This is a genomic window from Mycobacterium sp. NGS24, assembly GCF_059813065.1.
Map to the genome: position 1 here is coordinate 13,933 of NZ_JCALDW010000021.1, position 24,953 is coordinate 38,885.

The 24,953-nt window shown below is 63.7% G+C and carries 27 protein-coding genes, 2 tRNA genes and 1 pseudogene; 14 read left to right on the top strand and 16 right to left on the bottom strand.

Features of this window, described 5'->3' with window-relative positions; translation table 11 throughout:
• Positions 1-55: 55 nt before the first annotated feature.
• The 3 genes from AC5Y6Y_RS21740 (at position 56) to AC5Y6Y_RS21750 (ending at position 1,913) form a co-directional block, all read left to right on the top strand.
• Positions 56-652: a TetR/AcrR family transcriptional regulator gene (locus AC5Y6Y_RS21740; protein WP_499925805.1), complete on the top strand. Its 597-nt coding sequence runs from the start codon at positions 56-58 to the stop codon at positions 650-652.
• Entirely contained in the window at positions 649-1,548 is a 900-nt protein-coding gene (locus AC5Y6Y_RS21745) for an oxygenase MpaB family protein (protein WP_499925807.1), read from the top strand. The genes AC5Y6Y_RS21740 and AC5Y6Y_RS21745 overlap by 4 nt, the downstream gene beginning before the upstream one ends.
• Positions 1,549-1,646: 98 nt before the next feature.
• Positions 1,647-1,913 carry a hypothetical protein gene (locus AC5Y6Y_RS21750; RefSeq protein WP_499925809.1) on the top strand — a complete coding sequence of 89 codons (267 nt, stop codon included), beginning with the start codon at positions 1,647-1,649 and terminating at the stop codon, positions 1,911-1,913.
• A gap of 127 nt (positions 1,914-2,040) precedes the next feature.
• On the opposite strand, the gene AC5Y6Y_RS21755 is transcribed toward AC5Y6Y_RS21750, so the two are convergent.
• The gene (locus AC5Y6Y_RS21755; RefSeq protein WP_499925811.1) at positions 2,041-2,277 is read right to left on the bottom strand and encodes a DUF4352 domain-containing protein; all 237 of its coding nucleotides are present in this window, start codon (positions 2,275-2,277) and stop codon (positions 2,041-2,043) included.
• On the opposite strand from AC5Y6Y_RS21755, the gene AC5Y6Y_RS21760 reads away from it, so the two are divergent.
• Genes AC5Y6Y_RS21760 through AC5Y6Y_RS21770 form a run of 3 tightly spaced genes read left to right on the top strand, consistent with a single transcriptional unit; the run spans position 2,165 to position 3,555 of the window.
• A complete protein-coding gene (locus tag AC5Y6Y_RS21760; RefSeq protein ID WP_499930315.1) occupies positions 2,165-2,770 on the top strand; it encodes a hypothetical protein in 606 nt (201 codons plus the stop codon). The genes AC5Y6Y_RS21755 and AC5Y6Y_RS21760 overlap by 113 nt on opposite strands.
• The gene (locus AC5Y6Y_RS21765; RefSeq protein WP_499925813.1) at positions 2,770-3,171 is read left to right on the top strand and encodes a hypothetical protein; all 402 of its coding nucleotides are present in this window, start codon (positions 2,770-2,772) and stop codon (positions 3,169-3,171) included. The genes AC5Y6Y_RS21760 and AC5Y6Y_RS21765 overlap by 1 nt, the downstream gene beginning before the upstream one ends.
• A gap of 18 nt (positions 3,172-3,189) precedes the next feature.
• Entirely contained in the window at positions 3,190-3,555 is a 366-nt protein-coding gene (locus AC5Y6Y_RS21770; protein ID WP_499925815.1) for a hypothetical protein, read from the top strand.
• Between the two features lie 307 nt (positions 3,556-3,862).
• On the opposite strand, the gene AC5Y6Y_RS21775 is transcribed toward AC5Y6Y_RS21770, so the two are convergent.
• The gene (locus tag AC5Y6Y_RS21775) at positions 3,863-5,659 is read right to left on the bottom strand and encodes an IS481 family transposase (protein ID WP_499930282.1); all 1,797 of its coding nucleotides are present in this window, start codon (positions 5,657-5,659) and stop codon (positions 3,863-3,865) included.
• An 84-nt stretch (positions 5,660-5,743) separates the two neighbouring features.
• On the opposite strand from AC5Y6Y_RS21775, the gene AC5Y6Y_RS21780 reads away from it, so the two are divergent.
• From AC5Y6Y_RS21780 to AC5Y6Y_RS21800, 5 genes are all read left to right on the top strand, one after another.
• Positions 5,744-6,145 carry an Ltp family lipoprotein gene (locus tag AC5Y6Y_RS21780; protein WP_463829084.1) on the top strand — a complete coding sequence of 134 codons (402 nt, stop codon included), beginning with the start codon at positions 5,744-5,746 and terminating at the stop codon, positions 6,143-6,145.
• A gap of 293 nt (positions 6,146-6,438) precedes the next feature.
• Positions 6,439-6,612 (top strand): hypothetical protein, encoded by a 174-nt coding sequence (locus AC5Y6Y_RS21785; RefSeq protein ID WP_499930283.1) that lies wholly within the window; start codon positions 6,439-6,441, stop codon positions 6,610-6,612.
• Positions 6,613-6,900: 288 nt separating this feature from the next.
• Positions 6,901-7,992 (top strand): amidase domain-containing protein, encoded by a 1,092-nt coding sequence (locus AC5Y6Y_RS21790; RefSeq protein WP_463829082.1) that lies wholly within the window; start codon positions 6,901-6,903, stop codon positions 7,990-7,992.
• Positions 7,989-8,408: a hypothetical protein gene (locus tag AC5Y6Y_RS21795; RefSeq protein WP_499930284.1), complete on the top strand. Its 420-nt coding sequence runs from the start codon at positions 7,989-7,991 to the stop codon at positions 8,406-8,408. The genes AC5Y6Y_RS21790 and AC5Y6Y_RS21795 overlap by 4 nt, the downstream gene beginning before the upstream one ends.
• Before the next feature lie 18 nt (positions 8,409-8,426).
• On the top strand, positions 8,427-8,792 hold the full coding sequence (locus AC5Y6Y_RS21800) for a hypothetical protein (protein ID WP_499930285.1): 366 nt from the start codon (positions 8,427-8,429) through the stop codon (positions 8,790-8,792).
• A gap of 356 nt (positions 8,793-9,148) precedes the next feature.
• Here AC5Y6Y_RS21800 and AC5Y6Y_RS21805 read toward each other — a convergent pair.
• Positions 9,149-9,221, bottom strand: a tRNA-Lys gene (locus AC5Y6Y_RS21805).
• Positions 9,222-9,462: 241 nt separating this feature from the next.
• Between AC5Y6Y_RS21805 and AC5Y6Y_RS21810 the strand changes: the two genes are divergently transcribed.
• Positions 9,463-10,662: a L,D-transpeptidase gene (locus AC5Y6Y_RS21810; protein ID WP_463829090.1), complete on the top strand. Its 1,200-nt coding sequence runs from the start codon at positions 9,463-9,465 to the stop codon at positions 10,660-10,662.
• 16 nt (positions 10,663-10,678) lie between these two features.
• On the opposite strand, the gene AC5Y6Y_RS21815 is transcribed toward AC5Y6Y_RS21810, so the two are convergent.
• The 10 genes and pseudogenes from AC5Y6Y_RS21815 to AC5Y6Y_RS21860 all read right to left on the bottom strand — a co-directional run bounded on the left by AC5Y6Y_RS21815 (position 10,679) and on the right by AC5Y6Y_RS21860 (position 21,210).
• The gene (locus AC5Y6Y_RS21815; RefSeq protein WP_463829079.1) at positions 10,679-11,452 is read right to left on the bottom strand and encodes a mannan-binding family protein; all 774 of its coding nucleotides are present in this window, start codon (positions 11,450-11,452) and stop codon (positions 10,679-10,681) included.
• A gap of 20 nt (positions 11,453-11,472) precedes the next feature.
• Positions 11,473-12,183, bottom strand: coding sequence for an Rv1363c family protein (locus tag AC5Y6Y_RS21820; protein ID WP_499930286.1), 711 nt, complete (start codon positions 12,181-12,183; stop codon positions 11,473-11,475).
• Between the two features lie 24 nt (positions 12,184-12,207).
• Positions 12,208-13,458, bottom strand: a complete 1,251-nt coding sequence (locus AC5Y6Y_RS21825) for an MlaD family protein (RefSeq protein ID WP_499925831.1) — start codon at positions 13,456-13,458, stop codon at positions 12,208-12,210.
• Positions 13,455-14,693 (bottom strand): MlaD family protein, encoded by a 1,239-nt coding sequence (locus AC5Y6Y_RS21830; protein ID WP_499930287.1) that lies wholly within the window; start codon positions 14,691-14,693, stop codon positions 13,455-13,457. The genes AC5Y6Y_RS21825 and AC5Y6Y_RS21830 overlap by 4 nt, the downstream gene beginning before the upstream one ends.
• Positions 14,690-15,760, bottom strand: a complete 1,071-nt coding sequence (locus tag AC5Y6Y_RS21835; protein WP_499930312.1) for an MCE family protein — start codon at positions 15,758-15,760, stop codon at positions 14,690-14,692. Before AC5Y6Y_RS21835 ends, AC5Y6Y_RS21830 begins: the two co-directional genes overlap by 4 nt.
• Before the next feature lie 29 nt (positions 15,761-15,789).
• Complete coding sequence (locus AC5Y6Y_RS21840; RefSeq protein ID WP_499930288.1) at positions 15,790-16,845, bottom strand: MlaD family protein; 1,056 nt, start codon at positions 16,843-16,845, stop codon at positions 15,790-15,792.
• Positions 16,838-17,908: an MCE family protein gene (locus AC5Y6Y_RS21845; protein ID WP_463829064.1), complete on the bottom strand. Its 1,071-nt coding sequence runs from the start codon at positions 17,906-17,908 to the stop codon at positions 16,838-16,840. The genes AC5Y6Y_RS21840 and AC5Y6Y_RS21845 overlap by 8 nt, the downstream gene beginning before the upstream one ends.
• 7 nt (positions 17,909-17,915) lie before the next feature.
• Positions 17,916-19,457 (bottom strand): annotated as a pseudogene (locus AC5Y6Y_RS21850) (MlaD family protein); the annotation flags it as partial.
• A 3-nt stretch (positions 19,458-19,460) separates the two neighbouring features.
• Positions 19,461-20,324 (bottom strand): MlaE family ABC transporter permease, encoded by an 864-nt coding sequence (locus tag AC5Y6Y_RS21855; RefSeq protein ID WP_499930289.1) that lies wholly within the window; start codon positions 20,322-20,324, stop codon positions 19,461-19,463.
• A 1-nt stretch (position 20,325) separates the two neighbouring features.
• Positions 20,326-21,210 carry an MlaE family ABC transporter permease gene (locus AC5Y6Y_RS21860; protein WP_499925842.1) on the bottom strand — a complete coding sequence of 295 codons (885 nt, stop codon included), beginning with the start codon at positions 21,208-21,210 and terminating at the stop codon, positions 20,326-20,328.
• Between the two features lie 301 nt (positions 21,211-21,511).
• Here AC5Y6Y_RS21860 and AC5Y6Y_RS21865 point away from each other — a divergent pair, with 301 nt between their 5' ends.
• Positions 21,512-22,111, top strand: a complete 600-nt coding sequence (locus AC5Y6Y_RS21865; protein WP_463829060.1) for a TetR/AcrR family transcriptional regulator — start codon at positions 21,512-21,514, stop codon at positions 22,109-22,111.
• Positions 22,112-22,211: 100 nt separating this feature from the next.
• Here the strand turns inward: AC5Y6Y_RS21865 and AC5Y6Y_RS21870 are convergent, their stop codons facing one another.
• The 3 genes from AC5Y6Y_RS21870 to orn form a co-directional block, all read right to left on the bottom strand.
• Positions 22,212-22,394 carry a YegP family protein gene (locus tag AC5Y6Y_RS21870; RefSeq protein ID WP_463829059.1) on the bottom strand — a complete coding sequence of 61 codons (183 nt, stop codon included), beginning with the start codon at positions 22,392-22,394 and terminating at the stop codon, positions 22,212-22,214.
• Between the two features lie 117 nt (positions 22,395-22,511).
• Positions 22,512-22,587, bottom strand: a tRNA-His gene (locus AC5Y6Y_RS21875).
• A gap of 48 nt (positions 22,588-22,635) precedes the next feature.
• Positions 22,636-23,283 carry an oligoribonuclease gene (gene orn / locus AC5Y6Y_RS21880; protein ID WP_463828958.1) on the bottom strand — a complete coding sequence of 216 codons (648 nt, stop codon included), beginning with the start codon at positions 23,281-23,283 and terminating at the stop codon, positions 22,636-22,638.
• Between the two features lie 109 nt (positions 23,284-23,392).
• Between orn and AC5Y6Y_RS21885 the strand changes: the two genes are divergently transcribed.
• Positions 23,393-24,949, top strand: coding sequence for a helicase HerA-like domain-containing protein (locus tag AC5Y6Y_RS21885; protein ID WP_463828957.1), 1,557 nt, complete (start codon positions 23,393-23,395; stop codon positions 24,947-24,949).
• The last annotated feature ends 4 nt before the right edge of the window (positions 24,950-24,953 follow it).

The window sequence follows — 24,953 nt, forward strand, 5'->3', positions numbered from 1 at the left end:
TCTCTGGCGGCGCCCGCAAAGGAAGGGCCGATGCAAACTAGGTGGCGCGGCGAATATGACCCCCGTCTCGGCTAACGACGAGTCCGGCGTTGAAGACGCGCGGGTGGCCCGCACCCGCGCGGACGTCGCCCGTGCCACCCTGAAAATTCTCACCGGGGACGGGTCCGAGGCGATCACCCATGCGCGGGTCGCCGAGATCGCCGGCTACTCCAAGACCACCGTGTACACCCACTGGCCCACCCGCATCGACCTGATCATCACGGCGATCGAATCGCTCGGCGAGATGCCCCATCACGAACGCACCGGTGACCTGCGCGCGGATGTCGTCGAGGAACTCAAGGTATTTCGTTCCGGGATTCTCGAACTGCGGCTCGACCGGGTGCTCGCCAGCATGGCGCAATGGGCCTCTGAGGAGCAGATGAGGCGGGTCCGGGACAAGGTCAACACCGACGGCCAGCACCAGATGTACGCCATGCTCGGAGAGGTTTTCTCCGGAGCGGCGCTGGACGCTGCCGTGTCGATGCTCACCGGGGTCGTCGCGTGCCCGTCGCTGATGTACGGCACAGTGCCCAACGACGAGATCATCGAAGCCGCCGTCGACATCATCTTCAAGAGCGCCGCCCAACAGTCAGCTCGTACGGTGAAGAGATGACTCTGTCGTCAGCGGTCAGCGCGGTCAGGCGCGACCTGGAAAGCAGATTGTTCGCCATGGTGGCCGGACCGCAGGGGCCGACCAACCGTGAGCGCATCCACCACACCCCGGGCGAACGGTGGTTCGGCGAGGACCGGCCCATCCGGCGCGTCCACGCGGACGCGTCGATGTTCGTCGGCGGGTTGCGGGCCCTGCTACTGCAGTCGCTGCATCCGCTGGCAATGGCCGGCGTTGCCGACCACTCCGACTATCGAGGTGACCCCTGGGGGCGGTTGCAGCGCACCAGCACCTTCCTGGCGACGACGACGTTCGGTTGCGCTGCCGACGCCCAGCATGCCGTCGACCAGGTCCGGCGCATCCACACTTACGTGCGTGGTGTCACCGTTGATGGACGGCCGTATCACGCGTCGGACCCGCACCTACTGGAGTGGGTGCACATCGCCGAGGTGGATAGCTTCCTGCTCGCCCATCAACTGTATGGCGCAGCGCCGCTCGACCAATCCGGCCGGGACGGGTACGTCGCCGATATGGCCGTGGTGGCAAGGGCACTGGGCGTGCCGACGCCGCCGGAGACCGAACGCGAGTTGCATGAGCGCATTGAGGCTTACCGACCCGAATTGCGCGCCACGCCAGCGGCCCGGGATGCCGCGCGCTTTTTGCTGCTGACTCCACCGCTGGCCCTGCCGGCCCGACCGGTGTACGGCGTGCTGGCCGCGGTGGCGGTCGCGATGCTGCCGACGTGGGCGCGGCGCCCGTTGTGGTTGCCGTACGCCCCGGTGCTGGAATCCACCGTGACGCGCATGTCCGGGCACGTCCTGGTTGGGAGCCTTCGCTGGGTGATGACTGCGGGCAGGGTTCCGGTCGAGCCGGAGTTGGTGCTGCCGGGCGTTGGGTAAGCCGGTAGACAAACACGCTTGTGGTGGTGCGCCGTCAGGGTTTCGAACCCCGGACCCGCTGATTGAGAGCGCCTTCCCCGCTTGCCGTCGTCCGGTGCATGATCGCTTTCGACAAAGCGAGCCGGACCGTATTGCCCAAGATCTGCACTCCGTATTTATCGCTTACATTGCCAAAGAAGATGCGGCAGGAATGCGTTACTGCGTCGGTCGACCGCTGGCGACTCCCGATGGTTCCGATGCGCAAACCGGGTTGGGTGTCGCTGTCGAAGATCGACGACGCCCTGAAAGACGTACTGTGCTCGCGGCGGCAGGCCTCGGCCAAGTGGATACATACCATCCGTCACATCGCCACCACGCTGCTCTAAGAACTCGGTGACCCCAAAGATGAGAGCATGCAAATCACCTGCTCTTATTTGCCGCCGGGCACTGCGGCTACATCCACGTCGACCAACCCAAACCCGCGCCGAGCGCGGAAACTCGAATAAATCCTGCTCAGCTGAGTTTGACCTTTACCCCGCCGCTGAACGCCGAATCGTGAAGTTCGATAACAGTGGCCTTGGTGCCCGGGGGGACGTCGAAGGGCACCTGGGCGGTGATTGTGAATCCGGGATTCATGTTGACCAGCATCGACGTGCTCTCTCCGTTCGCGCCGCTGTTCAACTCGATTGCCGCCATCGAGTCGGCCGCGAACTGCTTGCCGTCGCCATCGAACAGCTTCTGGTTCTCCACGAAGAAAAACTGTGGTTCGTTCCCGGTGCTTTTTAACGTCATGGTGTCGCTGCGCCGTGGCGGATTGCCTGAGAGGGAAGGTCAATGGGCAAAGCGCGACTGGCTCGATTCGGTGCCCGATGTCCCCGCAGTGCCGCCGTGGGTTCCCGAACTACATGGTACGGATGCGGATTCGGTTCGCTACACCAAGTCCTGGTACAACGCTGACGAACAACGGCTTTTCCTTCTCAATACTGGTGGGTCGGCGGTACCTGAGTCGGCTGCTCGTCCGGGGGACGTCGCTTACTTTAACTACGCTGACTGCGCTTTTCACCAAGGTGAGCTAAGTCATCACGCGGCGATAGTGTCCGCTGTACTGCCTAATGGTGACGTGCTTTACACCCAGCACACGCCCGGCGCTGTTGACTACAGTCTTCAGGACCGGATGCCGATGCGGCTACAGGAGCAAGGAAACCAGAGTGTGACGATAGTTCGGCCGCAGGGGACCCGGTGATGACCCTCATCGGCACGCTATGGGTCCGGAAGTCTCGGTGGTTGTTCGTCGTATCTGCAATCTTGTTCTGCGTTGCCGCAGTGCCGTTGGGTATTGGTTCGTGGCGCAATCACGTGTGGGAACGCGAGGTCTTGCGACGAAACTGCATGCCACCACTGCCGTCGCACCCCGACACGGACATGCTCGGGCAGGCAGGCTTCAGCCTCGTCGTCATCGCGATGGTTTTCTTACTCATCGGCCTAATACTTGTACTGATCGGTCGTCATCGATGGTGGACCAAAGTCATTGCCGCAGTTGTCATCGCAGTCGTCTTGATATTGGGACTTTGGCTTGTCGTGCTGCTCATCTTCGTGAACGACTCGACCGGAGACACGTTGCCGTGCCAATATCTGGTTGGTTGATGCCGAGAGGATTTACAAGTGAGCGGTGACTTCGTTCAAATCGCACCCACCGAGGTCAAGAACGCTGGAAGCACCATCGAGACCGAGGCAGCCACGGCACGCGCCGCGCTGGTTCCGCTGTTCGACTCGGCGCAACCTGCGGCCAGCGGGAATCCGGGCTTCGTCACTGGGCCTAAATTGGTCGCTTTGGCGGACTCGCTGAAGCGCGAGATGGAGTCCACGATCACCAGGTTGGCCGGAACTGGCAACGCCATAGTTTCCTCGGCGCAAGCCATGTACAACGCCGACAACACTTTCGGGATGAACATCGACGCCGACAACGCGACCGGCCTCAGCCGTGTCGCCACCGCATTGAACGGACTCGGAAAGCCACCGCCGCAATGATATTCGAGCTTTGATTGCGCCACGGATAGTGCGGCGTTCTCCTAGGTCAAGTAAGCCCTCGGCACTCGCCGATGACTACGGGGTTCGAGCAGACGCTTACGTCAGTCTGAGTGAGACAACAGGCCGCGCAGTTGCGGAAACGGTGAGACGGTCAACATCTCCGGCAATGTATCCATCGTAAAGACGCGTCCGTCCGTGTCACGCAGCACGGGGCCGAGCGTGTCGTTGACGCGATTCCAACCGATGCCGCTTAACACTGACCTGTGTGGTCTCAGGACATGGGTGACGCATCGTTGTCGGGACATGGTTACCGTTTCCGGGGGCGGTGAGCGTTGAAGTTGCGGATGGGTGTGGTGGATGTCCGCGCGTGTAGTGAGAGCTCTTTGATGCCGTCGAGCACGCGGAAGTGATGGTCTTCGATCACGATGGTGACAATGGTTCCGGCGTGTGTTCGTCCGACTCGCAGTCGCTGGCCGGCAACCATCACGACGCCGTCTTTGGGAACTCGCCGCTGCACGCTCTGGGGTCCTGCTGGTGGCGGTGGCGGCAGTGCCGACGTCGCGGGTCGGGCATCCTTCATCAGCTCAATCTCGTTGAACGGTAACGGGTTCGGCAGAGTCTTCAGCAGCATGTTGCCGGCCGTGGCGTGGATGAGGCCGACGTCGAGTCGCAATGTGACCCTGGTTCCGGCGATGCCCGCGCCGAGTGCGAGTTGGTGGCCTCCGACAACGACGATGCCGTCGCGGCTGGCGGTGCGCTCTATCTCGATCGGTCTCGATCCTGCAGCGGTCCCGCGGGTGCTCGGTGCTTGGCCTGCAGGGTCAGGGCGCCCGGTCCGGACTCCACGCTGCGAGAGGCGTTCGAGATCGGCGTTCGTCACTCGCGACGGCACGGTCTTGATGACCTCATTGGCGAGCAGGATGTGGATGCTAGACAGGTGGATCCACAATGTCACCGTTAATCCGGCGTAGTTCTTGCCCACCCAGAGCTGTTGTAAGCCCGCGATCACGACCACCCCCGACGGTGGTACGCGAGCTTCCATTTCGATGGGCTGGGTCCCACTGCCGTTGTTCGAGGCTGACCTCAGCGGAAGGGAAGCGGTGGGCTCGTCGTCGAGGGCGGCGGTGTCGGCACCAGGGTGCGCAACAGGTTCGGTGGCTCGGCTGCGGAACAGGCTCGCCGGGGTGGCCATGTCCAGCGATTGGTGAGGGCGCACCGTGTTGTAGGCGTGTACCCATTCGTCGATCGCTGCCTGGGCGGCCTGCATAGACTCGAATGCCCCTGTCTCGTCGAGCAGTTCGCGTCGCAAGGTTCGATGGAACCGCTCCACCTTGCCGGTCGTGGTCGGGGATCGGCGTTTGGTCAGTCGGGCGGTGATGCCGTTCTCGCGGCAGATCCGCTCGAAGAGGACCTCCACCGGTAGCGGCCGGGTGAACTTGCCAGTGAACTGTTTGCCGTTGTCGGTGAGCACCTCAAACGGCACACCCCAGCAGGCCATCGCGGCCAGGAACGCATCGCACACCGCAGGACCTGACGGGACCGGCAACACCGTGGCGGCGACAACGAAGCGGGAATGATCGTCGATGGCGGTGAGCATCTTGTGTTCGCGCCCGTTGGCCAGGAACACCCCGCCAACGATATCGAGTTGCCACAGGTGCATTGGCGCTTCCCGTGCCCATCGTTTGTAGACTCGTTTATGTTGTTGCTCTTGGCTATTCCCTAAACCGTTGCGCACAAGTACGCGGTGGGTCGTGGAGCGAGACGGAGCCTGGCCACCAATTTCGAGTGTCAGTTCGTAGGCGATTCGACGGGCGCCCCAGCGTCGGTGGTGGCGGCGCATCTCGCAGATCAACGCTTCGACATCAGCAGCGATACGGCCGGGGCTGGAATGCGGGCGACGCGACTGATCGGCCAGGGCGTCTAGACCTCCGGTCACGTAGCGCTTGCGCCACGCCGTGACCGTCTGCCGGGTGACGCCGTAGCGTTCGGCGACCTCGCTGACAGGTGCGCCGTCATTGACCTCGCTGACAGCGCGTAGACGGATCTCGACCGTGACACGTGCCGCAACGTCGGAATCCGATTCAGGAACCTCTGGATTGACCACCGCGAGACCGTCGCAGGCCCAGGTTGCACGTCAACCATGTCCCGATGACGAACAGTCAAAAATGTCCTGACCCATACAGTTGCTGTGAGCAGCGTTCTTCTGGTACTCGGCGGTGTCTCCGAGGGCGAGGCGCAGGCAGCACCCATGGGATATGAAGTGCCCGCCAGTCCGGTAGGTCAGCTACCTCAGAGTCCGATGGGCCAGCAAAACGCTCTACGCGCAGCGCAGCAGTATCTCAATGTCGCCCCATTCTCGCGAACCGGACTCATCGACCAGCTCGTAAGCATTGACGGCTATTCAACGGAAGATGCCTCATACGCGGTAAACAGCCTCTCTGTCGACTGGAATCAACAAGCCGCGAAAGCGGCGAAGCAGTACCTCAGCGTCACCTCCTTTTCCCGCAGCGGACTTATCGATCAGTTGGTGAGCATCGACGGGTATACCAGTGCGCAGGCGCAGTACGGAGTTGCTGCTGTCGGATACTGACACCACTTGGCAGTCTGCGCGCATCACCGAATTTCGCAGTACGTCAGGACCGCCACGTGTTCCGGTTTTCGCCCGCATGAAGCTTGTCTACTCTTCGACAGGCTTCCGTACTCTACAAATGTCAGTGACACCGGGGGAGCCAAAATGGTAGGGGTTAGCGACGACTCTGCCGGCCTCGACGACTTGGCTAATTTGCTGGACGGCGTGGTTGGTGAGGCCAAGTCAGAGGGCGGTCTGGTGGAGGTCAGGGTCGATACCCGGGGCCGCGCGCCGAGGTGTGGCTAGACGACCGAGTGTCTCGTGTCCCGGCGGACGAACTCGCAGATGCGATCTCTGAAGTGTGCGGTGCGGCGTTCAACGACCGGCTCGACCGCCTGGCCGACGCGATCTCCGACTACGACCGTACACACGGCCTCAACGATGGCGTGCTGGACCCCCTGCACGCCACCATCGACCGACTGAGGTAGATCGCAACTTGGTCAGTCAAGTGCGCATCCCCTTCGCGCAACTCTTCACGGCTCAGCCCGGCACCCACATATCCTGTTACCGTTCCGGCCGGACCAATCGACGTGGGGGAGGGTCGTGGTCACCTTCGCGCAGTTGCGCGACGCGCAGCCCGGGCTGTGGCAAACAGCCGCCGATGACCTCCTGGCAGTGGCCAAGCAGTCCGAGCGTACCGCGAGCACATCCACGCCAACGGTGCCAAGCCGCTTGAAGAACACTGGCCCGACCACACCGGCACCCTGGCACGCAACGTGCTGGTCCAGCTCGCCGGACGAACAGCCAACATGGGCATCCTGGCGCGCGGAGCGACCACCCCGCTCGACACCTTGCAGGACGCGGTGGAAATCGCCCAGCGCGAGCTGAATGCTGCAGTCGCCGAAGCCACAGGCAAGGGTTTCTCGGTGAGTGACGACGGTAGAGTCGGTACACCTAAAGCCAGTGTCGACCCGGTCAGCGATCTCATGACCGCGCTGAGATATCAGCAACGGATTGCCGACGCAGTGGAAGCCGCCACACAGGCGGACCAGCTCTGTGCCGATGCCTTGAGCGCGGTGAGCCTCAACCCCGACGACATCACCGTGGAGCAAGCGCAGAACGCGCAGAGCACGGCTGTGCGCAACGCTGTTGAAGAGATGCGCGATCAGCTCCCAGATGGCCTCCCCCCGGAGGAGGTCGGGAAGTGGTGGGCGGCTCTAACCCCGCAACAGCAGCAACAACTTCGTCTTGCCGCTCCCGTGGAGTTGTTCGATCTGCCCGGCATACCGGCCGACGTCAAAGCTCAGCTGACCAACCACGGCACGGGATACAACCCTATTGAGGCCTTAAGGTGGGCGTACGCCAACGCCCCGAACGAGGGTCTCGACCGTTTTCCTAACAACTGCGCATTCTTCGTGTCGGAATCGCTGCGGGTAGGTGGTCTACGACAAGTGGAAGGCCGTTGGAGTAAAGAGGATTGGGCCAACCCGATACCCAATGTGCCCAGCGTCCATATCCCCTTCACCGATCGAAATTTCGATGCTGATCAGTACCGGTATACGAAGTCCTGGTACAACGCCGACGAACAACGGAGCTTTCTGGTGAATAGCGGTGGGGCTCCGGTTCCTGTCTCGCAGGCTCGTCCCGGCGATGTCATCTATTTCAACTGGAGTGACCCCGCCGCGCACAACGGTGAAGTCAGCCACCATGCAGCAATAGTGTCGAGCGTCCTTCCGAACGGCGACGTCCTCTACACCCAGCACACTCCGGGCGCGGTCAACTACAGCCTGGAAGACCGGTTGCCAATCAGGCTCCAGGAACAGGACCCTCAAACCGTGGTCGTCGTTCGCCCGCCGGGAGCGCGATGAGCAATTTCGCTGTTGTGAAACGGGCTAGGTGGTGGTTCGTTGCTGCCGCGACACTGCTTGCCGGTTCATTGGTGGCTCTGTATGTGGGTGCATGGCGAGTTGACGCCTGGGTGCATCAGCTGGAGAGCAATCACTGCGCCATGCCCTGGCTACCTGCGCCAAACCTCACCGCGACGGGTGGGGCAACGATCGGATTTGTTATCCCCACCATGGTCTGCCTGGTTGCCGCGTCAGTGCTAGTCCTAATCGGAGCGCACCGCTGGTGGCTGAAAGTTCTTGCGACGCTTGGTGTATTAGGTGTTCTGCTGGTGACGTTATTCATCCTGCTCGTCGGGTACAGCGACGCAACCTCCGAACTTGATCGTTATACGGTGAGTGGCAGCGACGGAGGACCGTTGTGTCCGGCTTCGGGGTAGGCGCAGAGGGGATGTCGAATGAGCGGTGACTTCGTTCAAATCGCACCCGCCGAAGTCAAGAACGCTGGAAGCACCATCGAGACCGAGGCAGCCACCGCACGCGCCGCACTCGTCCCGCTGTTCGACTCGGCGCAGCCTGCGGCCAGCGGGAATCCTGGCTTCGTGACGGGGCCGAAGTTGGTGGCTTTGGCAGATTCGCTGAAGCGCGAGATGGAGTCCACGATCACCAGGTTGGTCGGAACGGGCAACGCCATAGTCTCTTCGGCTCAAGCCATGTACAACGCCGACAACACCCACGGCATGGACATCGACGCCGACAACGCGACAGGCCTCGGCCGTATTGCCACCGCACTCAACGGACTCGGACAGCCGCCGCCGCAATGATGAATTGGAACGCGCTTCCTGACGCCACCGACCTGGCGCAAATGCTGACGCCGAGCAGATCGACAGCCGGAGCCGTCGCCCGGGAGAGTTAGGTGTCGTGCAGTGGCGGCCACCGAGTGAGCATTGACTATGTCAGAACCGGCGGTGCCGAAGGCGCTCGCGGCCTCGGCGCATTCCCGTGCTGGGTTGGGCGGCGGCCGGTGCTCCGCCCAGAGATGCGTTCGCATTGGTGCCGGTGAGTTGTGGGACTCCTGGGCCGCCGAGCTAGTGGGCGGGGGGCGCGCTCGAAAGCTCGGAAGGAGCGCGGATGTGTACACCGATGGGTACAGTCGCGGCATGGAAAACCCGTTGACCAGTGCGCCGTCAGGGTTTCGAACCCCGGACCCGCTGATTAAGAGTCAGCTGCTCTACCAACTGAGCTAACGGCGCGTGCTCGGTCTGAGACCGGCTCTCGACAATAACAGGCATTGCGTCGCAGAGCGAAATCCCTCACAGTGAGCTACAGCACCAGCAAAGGTAATCCTCCGGACGGCCTCGGTGGGTGGCGGGGAGGCACTACAATACTGGAAACAATCCAGGAAGATGCTGGGGACCGAACCCAGGCAAATGCGGCGGGAATTCGAGGTCAGCGGCGACCATCGTGAGCGAGCAGAAGTTGAAAGGTCACTTGATGGCGCCTTTGCGCAGACGTCGACCGTGGCTGGTTCTGGCCATGGTCTTGGTTGCTGTGTGTGGTGTCGCCTGCGGCAGCGGCGGCAACGGGCCGGTCGCCGCCAAGGTGATCGAGAACAAGGGCACACCCTTCGCTGATCTGCTGGTCCCCAAGCTCACCGCATCGGTCACCGACGGGGCCGTAGGGGTGACCGTGGACGCGCCGGTGACTGTCGCCGTCGCCGACGGGGTGCTGGCTTCGGTCACGCTGATCAATGAGAACGGCCGGCAGATCGCCGGACAGCTCAGCCCGGATGGGCTGCACTGGCAAACCAGCGAACACCTCGGCTACAACCGGCGCTACACGCTCAATGCCAAAGCGACCGGACTTGGTGGCGTCGCCGACCGGAAGATGACTTTCCAGACCAGTTCCCCGGCGCACCTGACCATGCCCTACGTGGTCCCCAGTGACGGTGAGACAGTGGGCGTCGGCCAGCCGGTGGCGATCCGGTTCGACGAGAACATCGCTGACCGGGCCGCCGCCGAGAAAGCCATCAAAATCACCACCAACCCGCCCGTCGAGGGTGCCTTCTACTGGCTGAACAGACGCGAGGTGCGTTGGCGCCCAGAACATTTCTGGAAGCCAGGCACCAACGTCGACGTCGCTGTCAACACCTACGGGGTCGACCTCGGCGAGGGAATGTTCGGTGAGGACAACGTCAAGATGCACTTCACCATCGGCGACGAGATGATCGCGACCGCCGATGACAGCACCAAGACCATCACGGTGAAGATCAACGGTGAAGTGGTCAAGACGATGCCGACCTCGATGGGCAAGGACAGCACGCCGACGAACAACGGCATCTACACCGTCGGCGCCCGGTTCAAGCACATCATCATGGACTCATCGACCTACGGCGTTCCGGTGAACTCGCCCAACGGATATCGCACCGACGTGGACTGGGCCACCCAGATTTCGTACAGCGGAATCTTCGTGCACTCCGCGCCGTGGTCGGTGGGCGCCCAGGGCCACTCCAACACCAGCCACGGCTGCCTGAATGTGAGCCCCAGCAACGCGGTGTGGTTCTACGACCACAGCAAGCGTGGGGACATCGTCGAGGTCATCAACACCGTGGGCGGCATCTTGCCGGGTACCGAGGGCCTCGGCGACTGGAACATCCCGTGGGACCAGTGGCGCGCCGGCAACGCCAACGCCTAGCGACCGATTGCCACCCTCAGGCCCGCAATACGCCGCCGAGCGCGGCCAGCGGAATGTGCGCCTCGACCGTGCCGCCATCCATGTACCACTGCGGCAGTCCGGGTAAGTAGTTGATGGGCTCGTCATGGCCGACGGGATAGTCGGGCATGTAGAGAATCAATTCATCAGGGGTCAACGCCCAGGCGCGGTAGCTACCGGAGTACACCTTGTCCGGGGTCCACCGGTCGACGGTGAATGGGTAGGTTCCCGGATCATGCGGCGGCGCAGCCTGATTGAGCGCGGTCTCGATGAACGGCTGGGCCGGTCCCGCAATTGCGCCGAGTGAACCGTTGGTCAGGTCCGCCAGCTGCACGCGCCGACCGCCGGCCATGTCGAAGGTGAAAGTGCGATAGGCGTTGTTCGGCTTGGGCCCGTCGGCGTGATAGTCCTCGTGGAACACCGTGCTGAGCAGATTGCCGTGTTGGAAGACCTGAAAGTTCTCCTCGCCATAACTGTCGGCGGCCATGGCTGTGTTGGCGCGTCGCCAATTCCCGACCAGGGTGCGCAGGTAGTCGCGGATTACCGGACCGGTCGTCTGATTGTCGACGAGGTCGACGGGCACCGCGACCTTGATGTCGCGTACGGCGTTGCGCTCCGAGGTGACCGCGGTGTGACAGTACTGCCCGTCCCAACCGCCGCCGAGCTCGCCGCAGAACGACTCCGCCGATGCATTCGCGGATGCCACGTGCAGGGCGGAACAGCTGCCGGCGGTCGCGAGCAGCATCGCTGCGGCGACGATTCTTCTGATCACAGCTTGTCACTCCGATTCGGCTACAGCAGTTGAACTTTGGCGGCGCGCCAGCGACCGTCGACTTTTTCCATCGTCATCTTGATGCGGCTGCGGTCGATGCGCGGGTCGGGCACCGCCATGTTCGCCACGGTCTGGTCGATGAAGACCAACACCACGACTTTATCCGCGGATCGGGACGCGATCGCCGAGTCCACCACCACCCCGTGCGCGGTGGCTTTGTTGTCGATCAGCAGTTGCCGCAGCTGCACGCTGGACTGGGTGTACATGTCCTTGAATTCCCCGGTCGAGCCGTCGAGCACCTGCCGGAAGTTCTCGTCGACGTTGTTGGAGTCGATGCTGGTGAGCACTCCGGCATACTTGATCGCCGCCTGCTGGGCCTGCTCACCGGCCACCTGCGCCTGATGCTGTTGCCACTGCTGCCACCCCAGGAAGCCCGAAACTGCAAGGGAGGCAACAAGCAACACCGGCATGATGCCGCGGCGCAGATAGCTGCCCCACGGCCGGCGGGTCTTATCCCTCTTCTTCTTCTTGGACTTCTTGCTCAGCAGCGCTCTGTCGTCATCTTCGTCCTCGGCTACCTCGTCTGCCTGGTCTGCGTCTTCCGCCTCCGCGGCGGTGTCTTCGAACTCGGTGTCTTCGGTCCCGGAATCGTCGATGTCGGTATCCTCGACTGTTTCCGTTGCAGCAGCGATCTTTTCGAGAGTGATGGTCTTCTCAGTAATTGCGGTCATCGGTGTCTCCTCGTGCTGTCGGGATTAGTGCGGGGGTTCGATCGGTAGGGCCGGGCCGCCGTATGGGGTGGGAATCGTGTAGCGGCCCCGCGGCGTCGGGTCGGTTCGCCGGCCCAGGTCTGCACCGGGCGGGGGGCCGGCGGTGTCGTCGCCGGCCGGCCGCGGCGCATTCTTGGCTCCCCGGATACCGACCCCGGGGTCGTCGTCGCGGCAGTAGGTGTACATGAATGGTTCGAAATAGTCTGCGGCCGAAGGTGAATGCGTCGGGTTGCCGTAGTTGCACGCGTACCGCGGATACAGCTCGGCCGTCGCGAACACGCCATGGTCGTGGAAGGCACTGGCCACCGCGTCGAGCACGGATCCGCGGTAATCGGGAAACAGCGCGTTCAGCGCAGGCACCCGCAGGTAGAGCAACTGCGCGGCGGTGGCCAGGCTGCCCAGCAACTGCACCATGGTCTCGGAGTTGTCGGTGAACAGGCTGTCGATGGCCGACAGCGTCCGCGGTGTCTGCTCGGTCAGCCGCCGGTACCCGCCCTGCATTCTGGCGACCCCCGCCAGGGTCCGGTTGAGACCCACAGTGGCGGCAGCCAGTCCGGCGTTCTTGTCGGCGGCCAGGGTCAACACCACCCGGCTCGTCTTGAGCAGACTGGTGGTTTGCGGCAGCACCGAATCGAGGGTGGAAAGCAGGAAGGTGCCACCGTCCACGATGGCCGCGAGCTTGCCCGGTCCCTCCTTACTCATGCTGAGTTCCCGCTTGATCAGCTCGATCTTGCGTGGATCGGCTTGGGCCAGCAGGCCGTCGGCATCACCGAGCAGCTTCGCCAGACTGACCGGGACGGTGGCGTGGCCGAGACCGATCAAGCTGCCGTCGTGCAGGTATGGTCCGGCGTCGGACTCCGCCTGGAAGTCGATGTACTGCTCACCGGCGGGGGACAGGGCCGACACGTGCGCCACCGCCGACGCCGGGACCCGCACCGTGCTGTCGATGCTGGCGATCGCATTCACACCCTGGTCGGTGAGCTGCAACGACTCGACGCGACCGATCCGCACCCCGCGCAGCGAGACATCCTGATTCGGCAGCAGCCCACCGGATTCCGGCAACTGCACGGTGACCCGGTAAGACGACGCGAACGGCTTCACCCGCAGCGCACCGATCAGCAGATACGCGGTCGCAACTACCAGGGTCAGCACCAGCCCGGCCACCGACAACCAGACCTGTCTGCGGTGGCCGGCACGCACCAGCCGCACCAAAGTCTCTGCCGCGGAGCCGATCACGGTTGTGGTCCTGGCGATAGCAGACCGGGCAGCTCCGGTGCGGGCGGGGCGTGCGACGTGCCCGGCGTGGGGCCGACCAGCAATCCGCCCGGGACGTTCGGATCGGGGACCACCGGTACCTGCACGGCCTCCGGCCCGCGCCCGACTACTCGTTCCTGCAACCGGAACAGGGTGTACTTCAGCGTGCCGACGAACTCATTCCAGGTGAACCGGGTCGGGCCGTGCAGACCGCGGTCGCCTGGGAAGCCGATGTCGGGTATCGCTCCCAGCACCAACTGGTCGACACCCACATGCACTGAAATCGCGCTTCCGGCAGTCGATTTGATCAACACCGGCAACAGCCGGTTCAACGCCAGCCAGCTGGTGTCGGGGCTGACTGCGACGTCGTTGGCAGCCGCGGCGATGGTGTTCAGGTCGCGGATCACGCTGCGGCCACTGGTGTCGGTTCCGCCCAGCGACGGGAACCTGGACAACAGCCGGCTGGTGTCGCCGAGTCGCACGACCAGGTTGGTCAGGTCGGTCGTGTTCGCGGACAGGGCGCTCATGGCCGGGTTGGCTGCCGCCATCAGTTCGCTCAGCTCCCGATTCTTGGCGTCGAGTTGCGCACTGAGATTCGACATTTCGGTCAGTGCACTGGAGATCTGGCCGGACCGGGCGTCCATCGTGCTCAGAAGTTGGTTGGACTTGCGGATCAACTCACCGAACGCGTGGCCCTGGTCACCGGTGGCTTTGCCGAACCCGTTGATGATGTTGGTGAAGTTGCGTACCGCGCCACCGTTCACCAGGATGGCGGCCGAGCTCAGCACCGACTCGACGGTCGCTGCCGCCGCGGTCGACTCCAGACCGATGGCGTCGCCGTTGGTCAGCAGGGCCGAGTCGGGTTCAGCCGGCGGCCGCACGGACACGAACACATCGCCCAGCGGCGTGGCGGTGCGTAATTCGGCGGTGCTGCCTTTCGGCAGCAGCACCCCATCGCGGATGCGCAGCGTGGTGACCGCGGTGTAGTTGCGCGCGACCATCGACTCGACCTGGCCCACATCGGCCCCGGCGAGTTTCACCTTCGCATTCATCGGCAGGTTCAGCGCGTTGGAGAACACCGCGGTCAGCAGATAACCGCCGGAACCCATTCCCGGGGCCGGAAGTGGCAGGCTGGCAAGGCCGTTGGTGGCGCACCCGGAACTGACGATGCCCACCGCGGTGAGGGCAGCGGCTGCTTTGGCGCGGCCGCTGCTCATCGCTGGCCCATCGCTGCCAGACCGTCCAGCACGTAGGTCAACCCGAAGTCGGGCCCGAAGTCCTGCGCGGTGCCGGTGCTGCAGCCGAGTTGCCGGAGACCCATCAGATTGCAGATCTCTTTGGTCAGCTGACTGTCGAAAATCATTCGGTCGGTGAGGAAGTGCGCTCGCACGGCACCGTTCTGGCGGTCCACCATGTTGTAGGCGTTGTCCGCCAGCAGCGGAGCGACGTCCAGTGTCTCGGCCAGACCGCGCCGCTCGTCGACCAACGTCTTGGCCAGGGTGTTGCCGTTGCGCAGGGCCTGGCTGATGTTGTCGCGGTTGGCATCGAGCAGCTCATTGGCCCGCTGCATCAGTTGGTCGAGCTTTCTTCCGGTGCTGCCGCCGCCGATGTCCTCGTCGGCCAGGATCTGGGTGAGCTGGTGGATGGTCGCGGCGAATTCGCGCAGCTTGCCGTCATTGGCGGCGGCGGCCTCGAACAGTGAACTGAGGTTCTTGATGATGGTGGTGATCTGCGCGCGGGTCTGGGCGCCGCCGTCGCTACTGAGCTGCAGCGCCTTGGACAGTTCGTCAAGCGCCCCTTTGATTTTGCCGCCGTTGCCGTTGACGACTTCGGCGCCGCCGTTGATCACGTCGGCGATCGGGCCGCCGCCGTGACCGTCACCCTGCAGTGACCTGGTCACCTTGTTGAGGACGGCGAGCACCCGGCTGAATTCGACCGGTGTCCTGGTGCGGGTCAGGCCGATGGTGTCATGGTTGGCCAACACCGAACCGCCGCGATAGGGCGGGGTCAGCTCGATCTGGCGGTCGGTGAGAATCGATGTCGACACCGTCACGGCTTGAACATCGGCAGGGACTTTGACGTCCCGGTCGACGGTGAACTGGACTTCGACGTAGCCACCCTTGGGGATGATTTTGGTGACCTTGCCGACCGGCATGCCGAGCACCGCCACCACGTTGCCCTCGTACAGACCTGAAGCACTGTCGAATTGGGCTGTCACCGTGATCGGTCCGGGTTTGCCGGTGAAGTACCACCCGAGGCCGATCACGGTGATCACCGTCGCCACGATGGCAACGAATGTGACGACCCGGCGCCTCACTTGCAGTCCTTGAAGTAGGGGATCAGCCCGAACTGCTGGGCGCGCCCACTGAGTGCGCACATCCACGAATCGATCAGCAGTGCGTTCGGAGCGTTGAAGCTGACGGCGTTGGCATCCCCGGTCAGATTGGCGGCCTCACGGACGAACACCGGCGTGACCTGCAGCATGCTGCGCAGCAGATCGTCGTGCTGGGCCATCATCCCGGTGAAATCGTGCATATCCTTCAGCAACGTCTCCAGCCCCGAACGATCATTGACCACAAGCTGATTCAGCGTGTCGACGATATTGGTGAGCGACTGCATCAGGGCGTGAAAGACGGCGCGTCGCGCCACGAACTGGCTCAGCAGCTCTTGCGCCTGGGTGACCACGTTGCCGAGGTTCGCCTGCTGACCGCGCAGCGTGTTGGTGACCTGTTCGGTGCTCTTGAGCAGTTGACCGAGTTGGTCGCGACGCTGGGCGATGATCGACGACAACGAATCGATGTTGGCCATCGCCTGCGGTACGACCGCGGGCAGCCCCTCGAGTTGCTTGCCGAGCAGCGCCAACGACTGTGCGAACCTGTCCGAGTCCACCTGTTCGAAAGTTGTTGTGGCATCTTGTAATGCGGCCTGCAGGTCATAGGGAACTGCGGTGTGCGCCAGATCGAACGTCCCGTTGGGAAGCGACCCCTGGCCGTCAGGTTCCAACGCCAGGTACCGCGAACCCAGGATGGTCGTCACTCTGATCGAGGCCTTGGAGTCCTTACCGAGCGCCACATCATCTTTGATCTTCAGACCGGCCTCGACGTGATCACCGACCAGCTTCATACTGGTCACCTCGCCGACCGGAATGCCGGCCACAGTGATGGGGTTGCCGGGCCGCAACGACGCCGCCTGCAAGAGTTCGGCCGTGAAATGGCGGTAACCGGCGCCGAGCGCATGAACTGTGAGCAGGGTGCCGATCAGCACCGCCACCACTGCGACGGCGATGGAGCCCAACCAGGACTTGCTGAAGCTCTCCAGCGGACGCTTGCGCAGCTCCGCAATTCGTTGCCGTCCTGACGAATCACCCATTGCCGACATTCCTGCATCGGGGTGTGTGCATCGCTCTATTACCCGGTGTGGCGGCATTGACGATGATCGGCACCACGTCGTTGAGTCCGGGGAAGAACCCGAACACGTTCACGTCGCACAGGTAGGCGTTGCCGTAGGCGCCCTGATTTCCGATGCGGGTCAAGCCCTTCAGCAACAGCGGGATATTGTCGCCGAAGAAGGCCACCTGTGGTTCGACGTCGAGCAGGTGTCGGGTGACTCCTGGTCTGCGGTCGATGAATTCGCGTAGCGCCGGGTAGTCTTCGCGCGCGATTCGCGCCAGGTTCTGCGTCATTCGCGACGACGAACCCATCGCGGCCACCAGCTCGGGACGCCGCTGGTTGAGAGCGCCGATGACGTCGCGGGTCTGGGTGATGACGCCGTCGAGATTGACGTCCTGCGCGGCGAGGTTGGCCACCACCTTGTTCAGGTTGGTGATGACATCCCCGAGGGCCTGGTCCCTACCGGCGAAAGTCTCAGTCAGCGTGGATGTTTGACTGATCAGGGTGGCAAGTGAGGAGGTGTCGCCCTGCAACGATTCCAGGACGCCTTTGGTGAGGTTGTCGGCGTCGCGCGGGTTCAGCAGGCTGAACAACGGCTCGTAGCCGTTGAGCAGGGCGGTGACATCAAACGACGGTTCGGTGCGATCGAGGGGGATGGTGCTGCCCGGTGCCAATAGTGGTGACTGACTGCCCGCTCGACCTTCTGCGGGCCCGAGGGACAGTCCGAGGTATCGCTGCCCGACGATGTTCTGGTAGATCACCGAGGCGACGGTGTTGCCGAACAGGTGCTGGTCGGTCTGCACCACGAACGAGACCTTCGCGAGTTTGCCTTGCAGCTCGACCGTTTCGACCCGGCCCACCCTGACCCCGGCCATCCGGACGTCGTCGCCGTCCCGAAGCCCGTACACGTCGGTGAACATCGCCGAATACGACGCGGTGTTGCCGGCGACGTCGCGCCGCAGGCTGACATACACGAGCCAGGTCAGGGTCAGCGCGATCACCATGAAGAGGGTGACGCCGATCAGCGGGCCGCGAAATTTCATTTCGCCGCCCGCTCGGCGGGACCAACGACACCGTTGTTCCGCGCGCGACGGGGCCCAGCAGCAGCTGGGTGGCGGCGGTGGCCGGCCGACCGGTGATCACGCCGAGGATGGCTCGTTCGTACTCGCTGCCGACCGGGCCGACGTTGCCGCCGAACGAGGACGGGGTGACCGATCCTGGTGCCGGCGGACCCAGCAGCGGCGGCGGTGGGACCGGTCCGTGCGCGGGCGGCGACGGGTCCGGCATGTCGGGATCGGCGCCGGTCCGTATCGGCGGCGACGGCGAGATAAACGGTGGCAGAGGCGGATTGGGGTCAGCCAGGCTGGGGTTCGGGTTGATCAGCGGCGGGCCGACCGCCACCAGGTTGCCGTCCGGCCCCACTACGGTTCCCGGCGGCGGGGCCAGGTCCAGGGGCGGGTGATAGTTCTGCGGCAACAGCACATCGGGCACCGCAGGTTTGTTCGGAACCAGCGGCGCGGTGAAGCAGCTGGGACCCTTGAGCTCACCGTAGTGCGGGCAGTCGGCCCGGCTGTAGGCGAAGGTCTGGGTGAACGAAATGCGGGCTCGCATGTTGCCGACACCCAACACCGGGTCCCAGACCTCCTGGAGGAATTTGGTGGCCAGGTTGTCCAGCTTGATCACTGCCGGCACGAAGTTGTTGGAACGCAACGCCAGCACCCCCAGCACAGGGGTGAGGTCGGTGGAGATCCTGATCAGCTGGTCCATGTGGTTGTCGAAGGATTGATACACAGTGCCCACCGTGGATTCGGCACCGGCGAGCAGGCCGGCCAGTTGTGCGCGGGTTTCGGCAAACGTCTGCATCGGCCCGACAGCCTCGTGCAGCGCGTCGACCAGATCCGGTGCGGTGGCCTGCAGTCCGCGTGCCGCGTCCAGGAGCGCCGACACCGTCGAGGGGCCGGTATCGGTGCTGACGATCGAATTGAGTTGATCCAGAGCACGATTCAACTGCGCCCCGCTGTTCAACAACGCGCTGCGACGGTGGTCGGTCGCTGCACCCAGGGCCGCCAGGATGCCCACCGACCTGTCCTCGCGACCGCGCCCGGCGGCGGCCAGCAAGTCACGCAGCTTGCTGACGGTGGTCTGAAACAACACCGTCGGCAGGTCTTTGTCTTCCTGAATGTGGGCGCCCGGCCGAATCGTCGAACCCGGGCCGTTACCGACGAGCTGGACCGACGACACCGCGAACACGTTGCTCGGAACGACGCGTGCGGTGACCGCCGCCGGAATCGACTTGGCGTACTGCGGTTTGAGGTTGATCTGAACGAAGTTCGGCTTCCCGTGGGCCGCGGGCACCACGTCGTCGACCATCCCGACGAGCACGCCGTGATACTTGACGTCCGATTTTTGCGGCAGCCCGTCACCCACGTTGACCAGGTCGGCAACCACCCGCACGTAGTCATCGAGGCGGCCGGTGGACTTGAACAACAGCCCGGTGGTGAGCAGCGTTGCGACCAGGACAACCGCCACCCCGGCGCAGAGCAGCTGCCAGTCGGACGGGCCGCGTCCGTCGACGTCGAAAGAATTGGGCATCGGTCAACCACCGAACCTGGCACCGGAGTCCACTCCCCACAACGCCATGGTGAGCAGCATGTTGACGATAATCATGACGGTGATGCTGGCCCGCATGCCGTGCCCTGCGGCCACCCCCACGCCTTCGGGGCCGCCGCTGGCGTAAAAGCCGTAGTAGCACTGGATGGTGGCGGAAATCCAGACGAAGACGATCGCCTTGAACAGCGAGTAGAGAATGTCTTGGCCGGCCAGCATCAGCGAGAAGTAGTGCAGATAGGAGCCGGTCGAGCCGCCGCTGCTGATCTGCACGACCACCTGGGTGGTGAGATAGCCGATCGCCAGGCAGGCGGCGTACAAGGGAATCATCGCGATCACCGAGGCGATCAGCCGGGTGGTCACCAGATACGGAATCGGCCGGATCGCAATCGATTCCATCGCGTCGATCTCCTCGGCGATGCGCATCGACCCCAGTTGCGCGGTGAACCGGCAGCCGCCCTGCATTGCGAAAGCCATCGCCGCCATCAGCGGCGCCAGCTCTCGGGTGTTGACCAACGACGACACGAACCCGGTCGCCGGCCCGAGGCCGAGCAGGTCCAGGAAGTTGTAGCCTTCGATGCCTACGAGTGCCCCCACCGTGACGCCGAGAACGACTGCCACACCGGCGGTTCCACCGCCCACCACGATCGAGCCGTTGCCCCAGGTGATGTTCGACAACAGTCGCAGAAACTCGCCGTTGTACTGACGCAGGGTGAGCGGGACGGCGACGAGGGCGCGAACGAAGAAAACCAGCATGTGCCCCAGCCGGGTGACCGGTTTGGTCGATCTGCGGTAGACGCCGAGCAGTCGGGTGCTCAGCGGTGCCAGCGGTAGGTAGGGGGACGTCGTCACTTCACAGCCCCGTCCGGGGCGACAGCATGATGTACAGCTGGCTGATTGCGACGTTGACGATCATCAGCAACAGGATCGATTCGACCACCGCCGCGTTCACCGAGTTGGCCACTCCGGTGGGACCGCCCTTGGTGGACAGGCCTTTCTGGCTCGAGACGATGGCGACGATGGCACCGAAGATGACAGCTTTCAGCAGTGCCAGGATCATATCGCCGGGGGTGGCGAAGGACGCGAACGTCGACACGAAACTGCCTGGGGCGCCGTCCTGGAAATACACGTTGAACAGGTAGCTGGCGAAGAACCCGACGAAGCACACGACGCCGGTCAGTGCGACGCCGATCATGATGGCGGCGGCAAAGCGCGGCACCACCAGTCGCCGGATCACAGACACGCCCATCACTTCCATGGCATCGGTTTCTTCGCGCATGGTGCGTGAACCCAGGTCGGCGGTGATCGCAGACCCGACCGCGGCCGCCATCAGCACCGCGGCCACCAGCGAGGCGCCCTGCCGGATTACCGCAAGCCCGCTGGCGGCGCCGGCCAGTGAGGTGGCACCCACCTGGCCGGCGAGCAGGGCGAATTGGATGGACAAGGTGACGCTGATCGGGAGGGAAACCAGGATCGTGGGCAGCACCGCGGTGCCGGCCATGAATGCGCCCTGCCGAACGAATTCCTGCCATTGGAACCGGCCGGTGCACAGATCGATGAAGAAGTATTCGATGGTGCGCACACCCAGCACGAATTGATCGCCGACCGTCCGCAGCGACGCGACCGGGTGGCGATCGACGTAGCCGGCTCCCCAGTCCCGGATAGCTCCGACACCGTCGTCATCGTGGCGGTCCAGGTGGCTCTCTTCGCGCAGGGCGGATTCTTGGTGGGTGGTCATTTCACCAGTGACCAACAATCTCAGCAAACCCGGATCGCGGCGTAAAACCCCCCGAGACCGACATCATCGGCGCTCTCCCCAGCATCAACTGATCGGTGCTGAGCGGCAGGCGTCAAGCGCTGCGAAATAGGAGCCCGCTCGAAACGAGTGCCTCGGTCCGGTAACTCTGCAGTTCAGCACGGTTAGCGGTATCACCGTAACCTACTTGATAGGCACTTTCAATAGTGTAGTGTCACTCATCTGCGGCCCCCCGCGGATCGCAAACCTGGTGTTGGAATGTCAGACTCACGAAGGCGACGGCATGTCCCTGGCAAACTCCGAGTCGCTCCGGGACAGGCGGCGGGCCGAGTTGCTCGCACAGATCCAGCACACTGCACACGCCCTGTTTGCCGACCGTGGATTCAATGCCGTGACGACCGAGGAGATCGCCGCCGCCGCCGGAATCTCGATCAGCACCTACTTTCGGCATGCACCGACCAAAGAAGGCCTGCTCATCGACCCAGTTCGGCAGGCGATCAGCGAGATCGCAGCTTCATACGCCACCCGGCCCGCCGACGAATCCGCGGTGGAGGCGTTGATCGCGCTGTTCGTCACCCATGCCCGAAACGCCAGCGAGTTCAACCTGGACACCTGGCAGCGGGCCGTAGCTACCGCGCCGCATCTGCTGCGGAAGACGTCGCTGGTCAGCGAAGACGATCAGCGCAAGTTCGTGGAGTACGTGGCGGCCCGGATGGGCGTCGATGCGTCAGTCGACATCCGGCCTTCGCTGCTGGTCCACACCAGTCTGGCCACGGTCAGATTCGTCATCGACCGCTGGCTGATCGGCGATAACGCACCGAGTTCACCGATGCATGTCGAGATGGAAAGCGCGCTGCGGATCACCCTCGCCGGGTTCGAATAACGCTGCGCTGCAACATTTTCGGTCCGAGCAGACACGAAGGCCAAGCCCGGGACGAAACCGGGACTCGTGTCTGCTCGCCACCGGGGAGGCGGGCGGACCCTCAGGCGGTTTGGTCGACCAGCGACGCCGCGGGCGCGTTGTTGCGCACCGATTCGACGCCGTTCTGCGCCGCAGCTTTCGTTTTGTATCCCTCGCTGCTGGCGATCACTTCTCCGTTGCCGGCTTTGAGCCGGAAGCGGAACTCGCCGCGCGCGTCCTTGAAGATCTCGAACTTGCCAGCCATCGCAATCCTTATCGGTTGATGGGCCGACCCCGGATTCCACGCTAGCCCGATCGATATGAAATGGATAGGGCACGTCCGCGCGCTGCGCCGGTCAGAGGGCGGAATGCCTCTGCCGCATGGGGTGAGTGACGGGACTCGAACCCGCGACATTCAGGATCACAACCTGACGCTCTACCAACTGAACTACACCCACCATGGCCACCCCCGTCCCTGCAGCGGGGCACGGGCAGCGACGTCGATATTAACCGCTCGGACGCTCCTCGGCCGAATCGTTTGTTTCCGATCCATCCGTGTTGCCCTGGATATCAGCGACCACGGCCGCGATTTCGCTGGTAGACGGGCCGGGCAGCGGCACGAAGGCGGTCCGCCGGTAGTACTGCAGTTCCCGGATCGACTCGTGGATGTCGGCCAGCGCACGGTGCGCCAAACCCTTGGGCGGCTGCCCGAAGTAGATGCGCGGATACCAGCGCCGGCAGAGCTCCTTGATCGAGCTGACGTCGATCATCCGGTAGTGCAGAAACGAGTCCAGGGCGGGCATGTCGCGGGCCAGGAACGACCGGTCGGTGGCGATCGAGTTGCCGGCCAACGGTGCGGTCTTGGGCTGTTTGACGTGCTCATGGATGTAGTCGAGCACCATCGCCTCGGCGGTGGCGATGTCGACGGTGGAGGCTTTGACCTCGTTGGTGAGCCCGGATCGCGCATGCATATCGGCGACAATCTCGATCATCGAGGACAACGCCGCGTCCTCGGCGTGGATCACCACGTCGATCCCGTCACCGAGGATGTTGAGTTCAGAATCGGTGACCAGGGCGGCAATCTCGATCAACTTGTCCGAGCCCAGATCGAGCCCGGTCATCTCGCAGTCGATCCAGACCAATTCGTCGCGCACAGCGCTCACATTAAGCCCAGCTGGCGACGTAGTTCGCCCTGACCCTGGCCGGACCCGGCCCAGTAGGCTGATCCCTGCCGAATTGGACGAGCAAACTCTGGGGAAAACCATGAGCACCGAATCTCCTGCCGATGGAGCCGACGGACCCGCCAAGCGAATCTCAGCGGGCTACGCCGTCGAGGGTCAGGCACTGGAACTGGGCACCGTCGTCATCGACGGGCAGGCGGATCCGACTGCTCAGATTCGCATCCCGCTGGCCACCATCAACCGGCACGGCTTGGTGGCCGGGGCAACCGGCACCGGCAAGACCAAGACCCTGCAGCTGATCGCCGAACAGCTCAGCGCCGCCGGGGTGCCGGTGTTCATGGCGGATGTGAAAGGCGACCTGTCCGGGCTGTCCCGGCCCGGAGCGGGCAACGACAAGACCGCCGCGCGCGCCAAGGACACCGGTGACAATTGGGAGCCGACGGGGTTCCCGGTGGAGTTTCTCTCGCTCGGCACCGGGGGGATCGGGGTACCGGTACGCGCGACCGTCGCCAGCTTCGGTCCCGTTCTCTTGTCAAAAGTGCTGGGGCTCAACGCTACTCAGGAGTCGACGCTCGGACTGATCTTCCACTGGGCCAAAGAGAACAACCGTCCGCTGATCACGTTGAACAGTCTGCGCAACGTCATCAGCCATTTGACCAGTGAGGAGGGCAAGGCCGACCTGAAATCGCTGGGCGGGGTGTCGTCGACGACGGCGGGCGTGATCCTGCGGGCGCTGGTTAACCTGGCCGGCGAGGGTGGCGACACGTTCTTCGGCGAACCGAAGCTGGACCCCAAAGATCTGTTGCGGGTCAACGACGGTCACGGTGTGATCAGCCTGCTCGAGTTCAGCGGCCAGTCGTTGCGCCCGGTCATCTTCTCCACTTTCCTGATGTGGCTGCTGGCCGATCTCTTCACGCAGCTCGACGAAGTCGGAGACGTCGACAAGCCCAAGCTGGTCTTCTTCTTCGACGAAGCCCACCTGTTGTTCGCCGACGCGTCGAAAGCGTTTCTCGAACAGGTCGAGCAGACCGTCAAGCTGATCCGGTCCAAGGGCGTGGGCGTGTTCTTCTGCACACAGTTGCCGACGGACCTGCCCAACGATGTGCTCTCGCAACTGGGCGCGCGCATCCAGCACGCGCTGCGGGCATTCACCCCCGATGATCAGAAGGCGCTCAGCAAGACCGTGCGCACCTACCCGAAAACCGATGTCTACGACTTGGAATCGGCGCTGACGTCGTTGGGTATCGGCGAGGCCGTGGTCACCGTGCTGTCCGAGAAAGGCGCCCCCACACCCGTGGCCTGGACCCGCATGCGGGTGCCGAGGTCGCTGATGGGAGCGATCGGCACCGAAGCGGTCACTGAAGCGGCAGAGAAAAGCTCGTTACAGGCCAAGTACGGCCAGACCGAGCCGGAGTCGGAGCCTGCGGCCGGCCCGCCGGCCACACCAACTCCCGCACCGGACTATCCGCCGTTGTCCCCCAACGATTCCGAGATTCCGCCCATGCCCGCACCGGCCGAGCCGAAGGGTCCGGCGATGTGGGAGGAAGTGCTGAAGAACCCGACGGTGAAAAGCGGCATCAACACCGCGATCCGCGAAGCGGTCAAGGGGATTTTCGGGACCGGACGGCGACGTAAGTGACGGG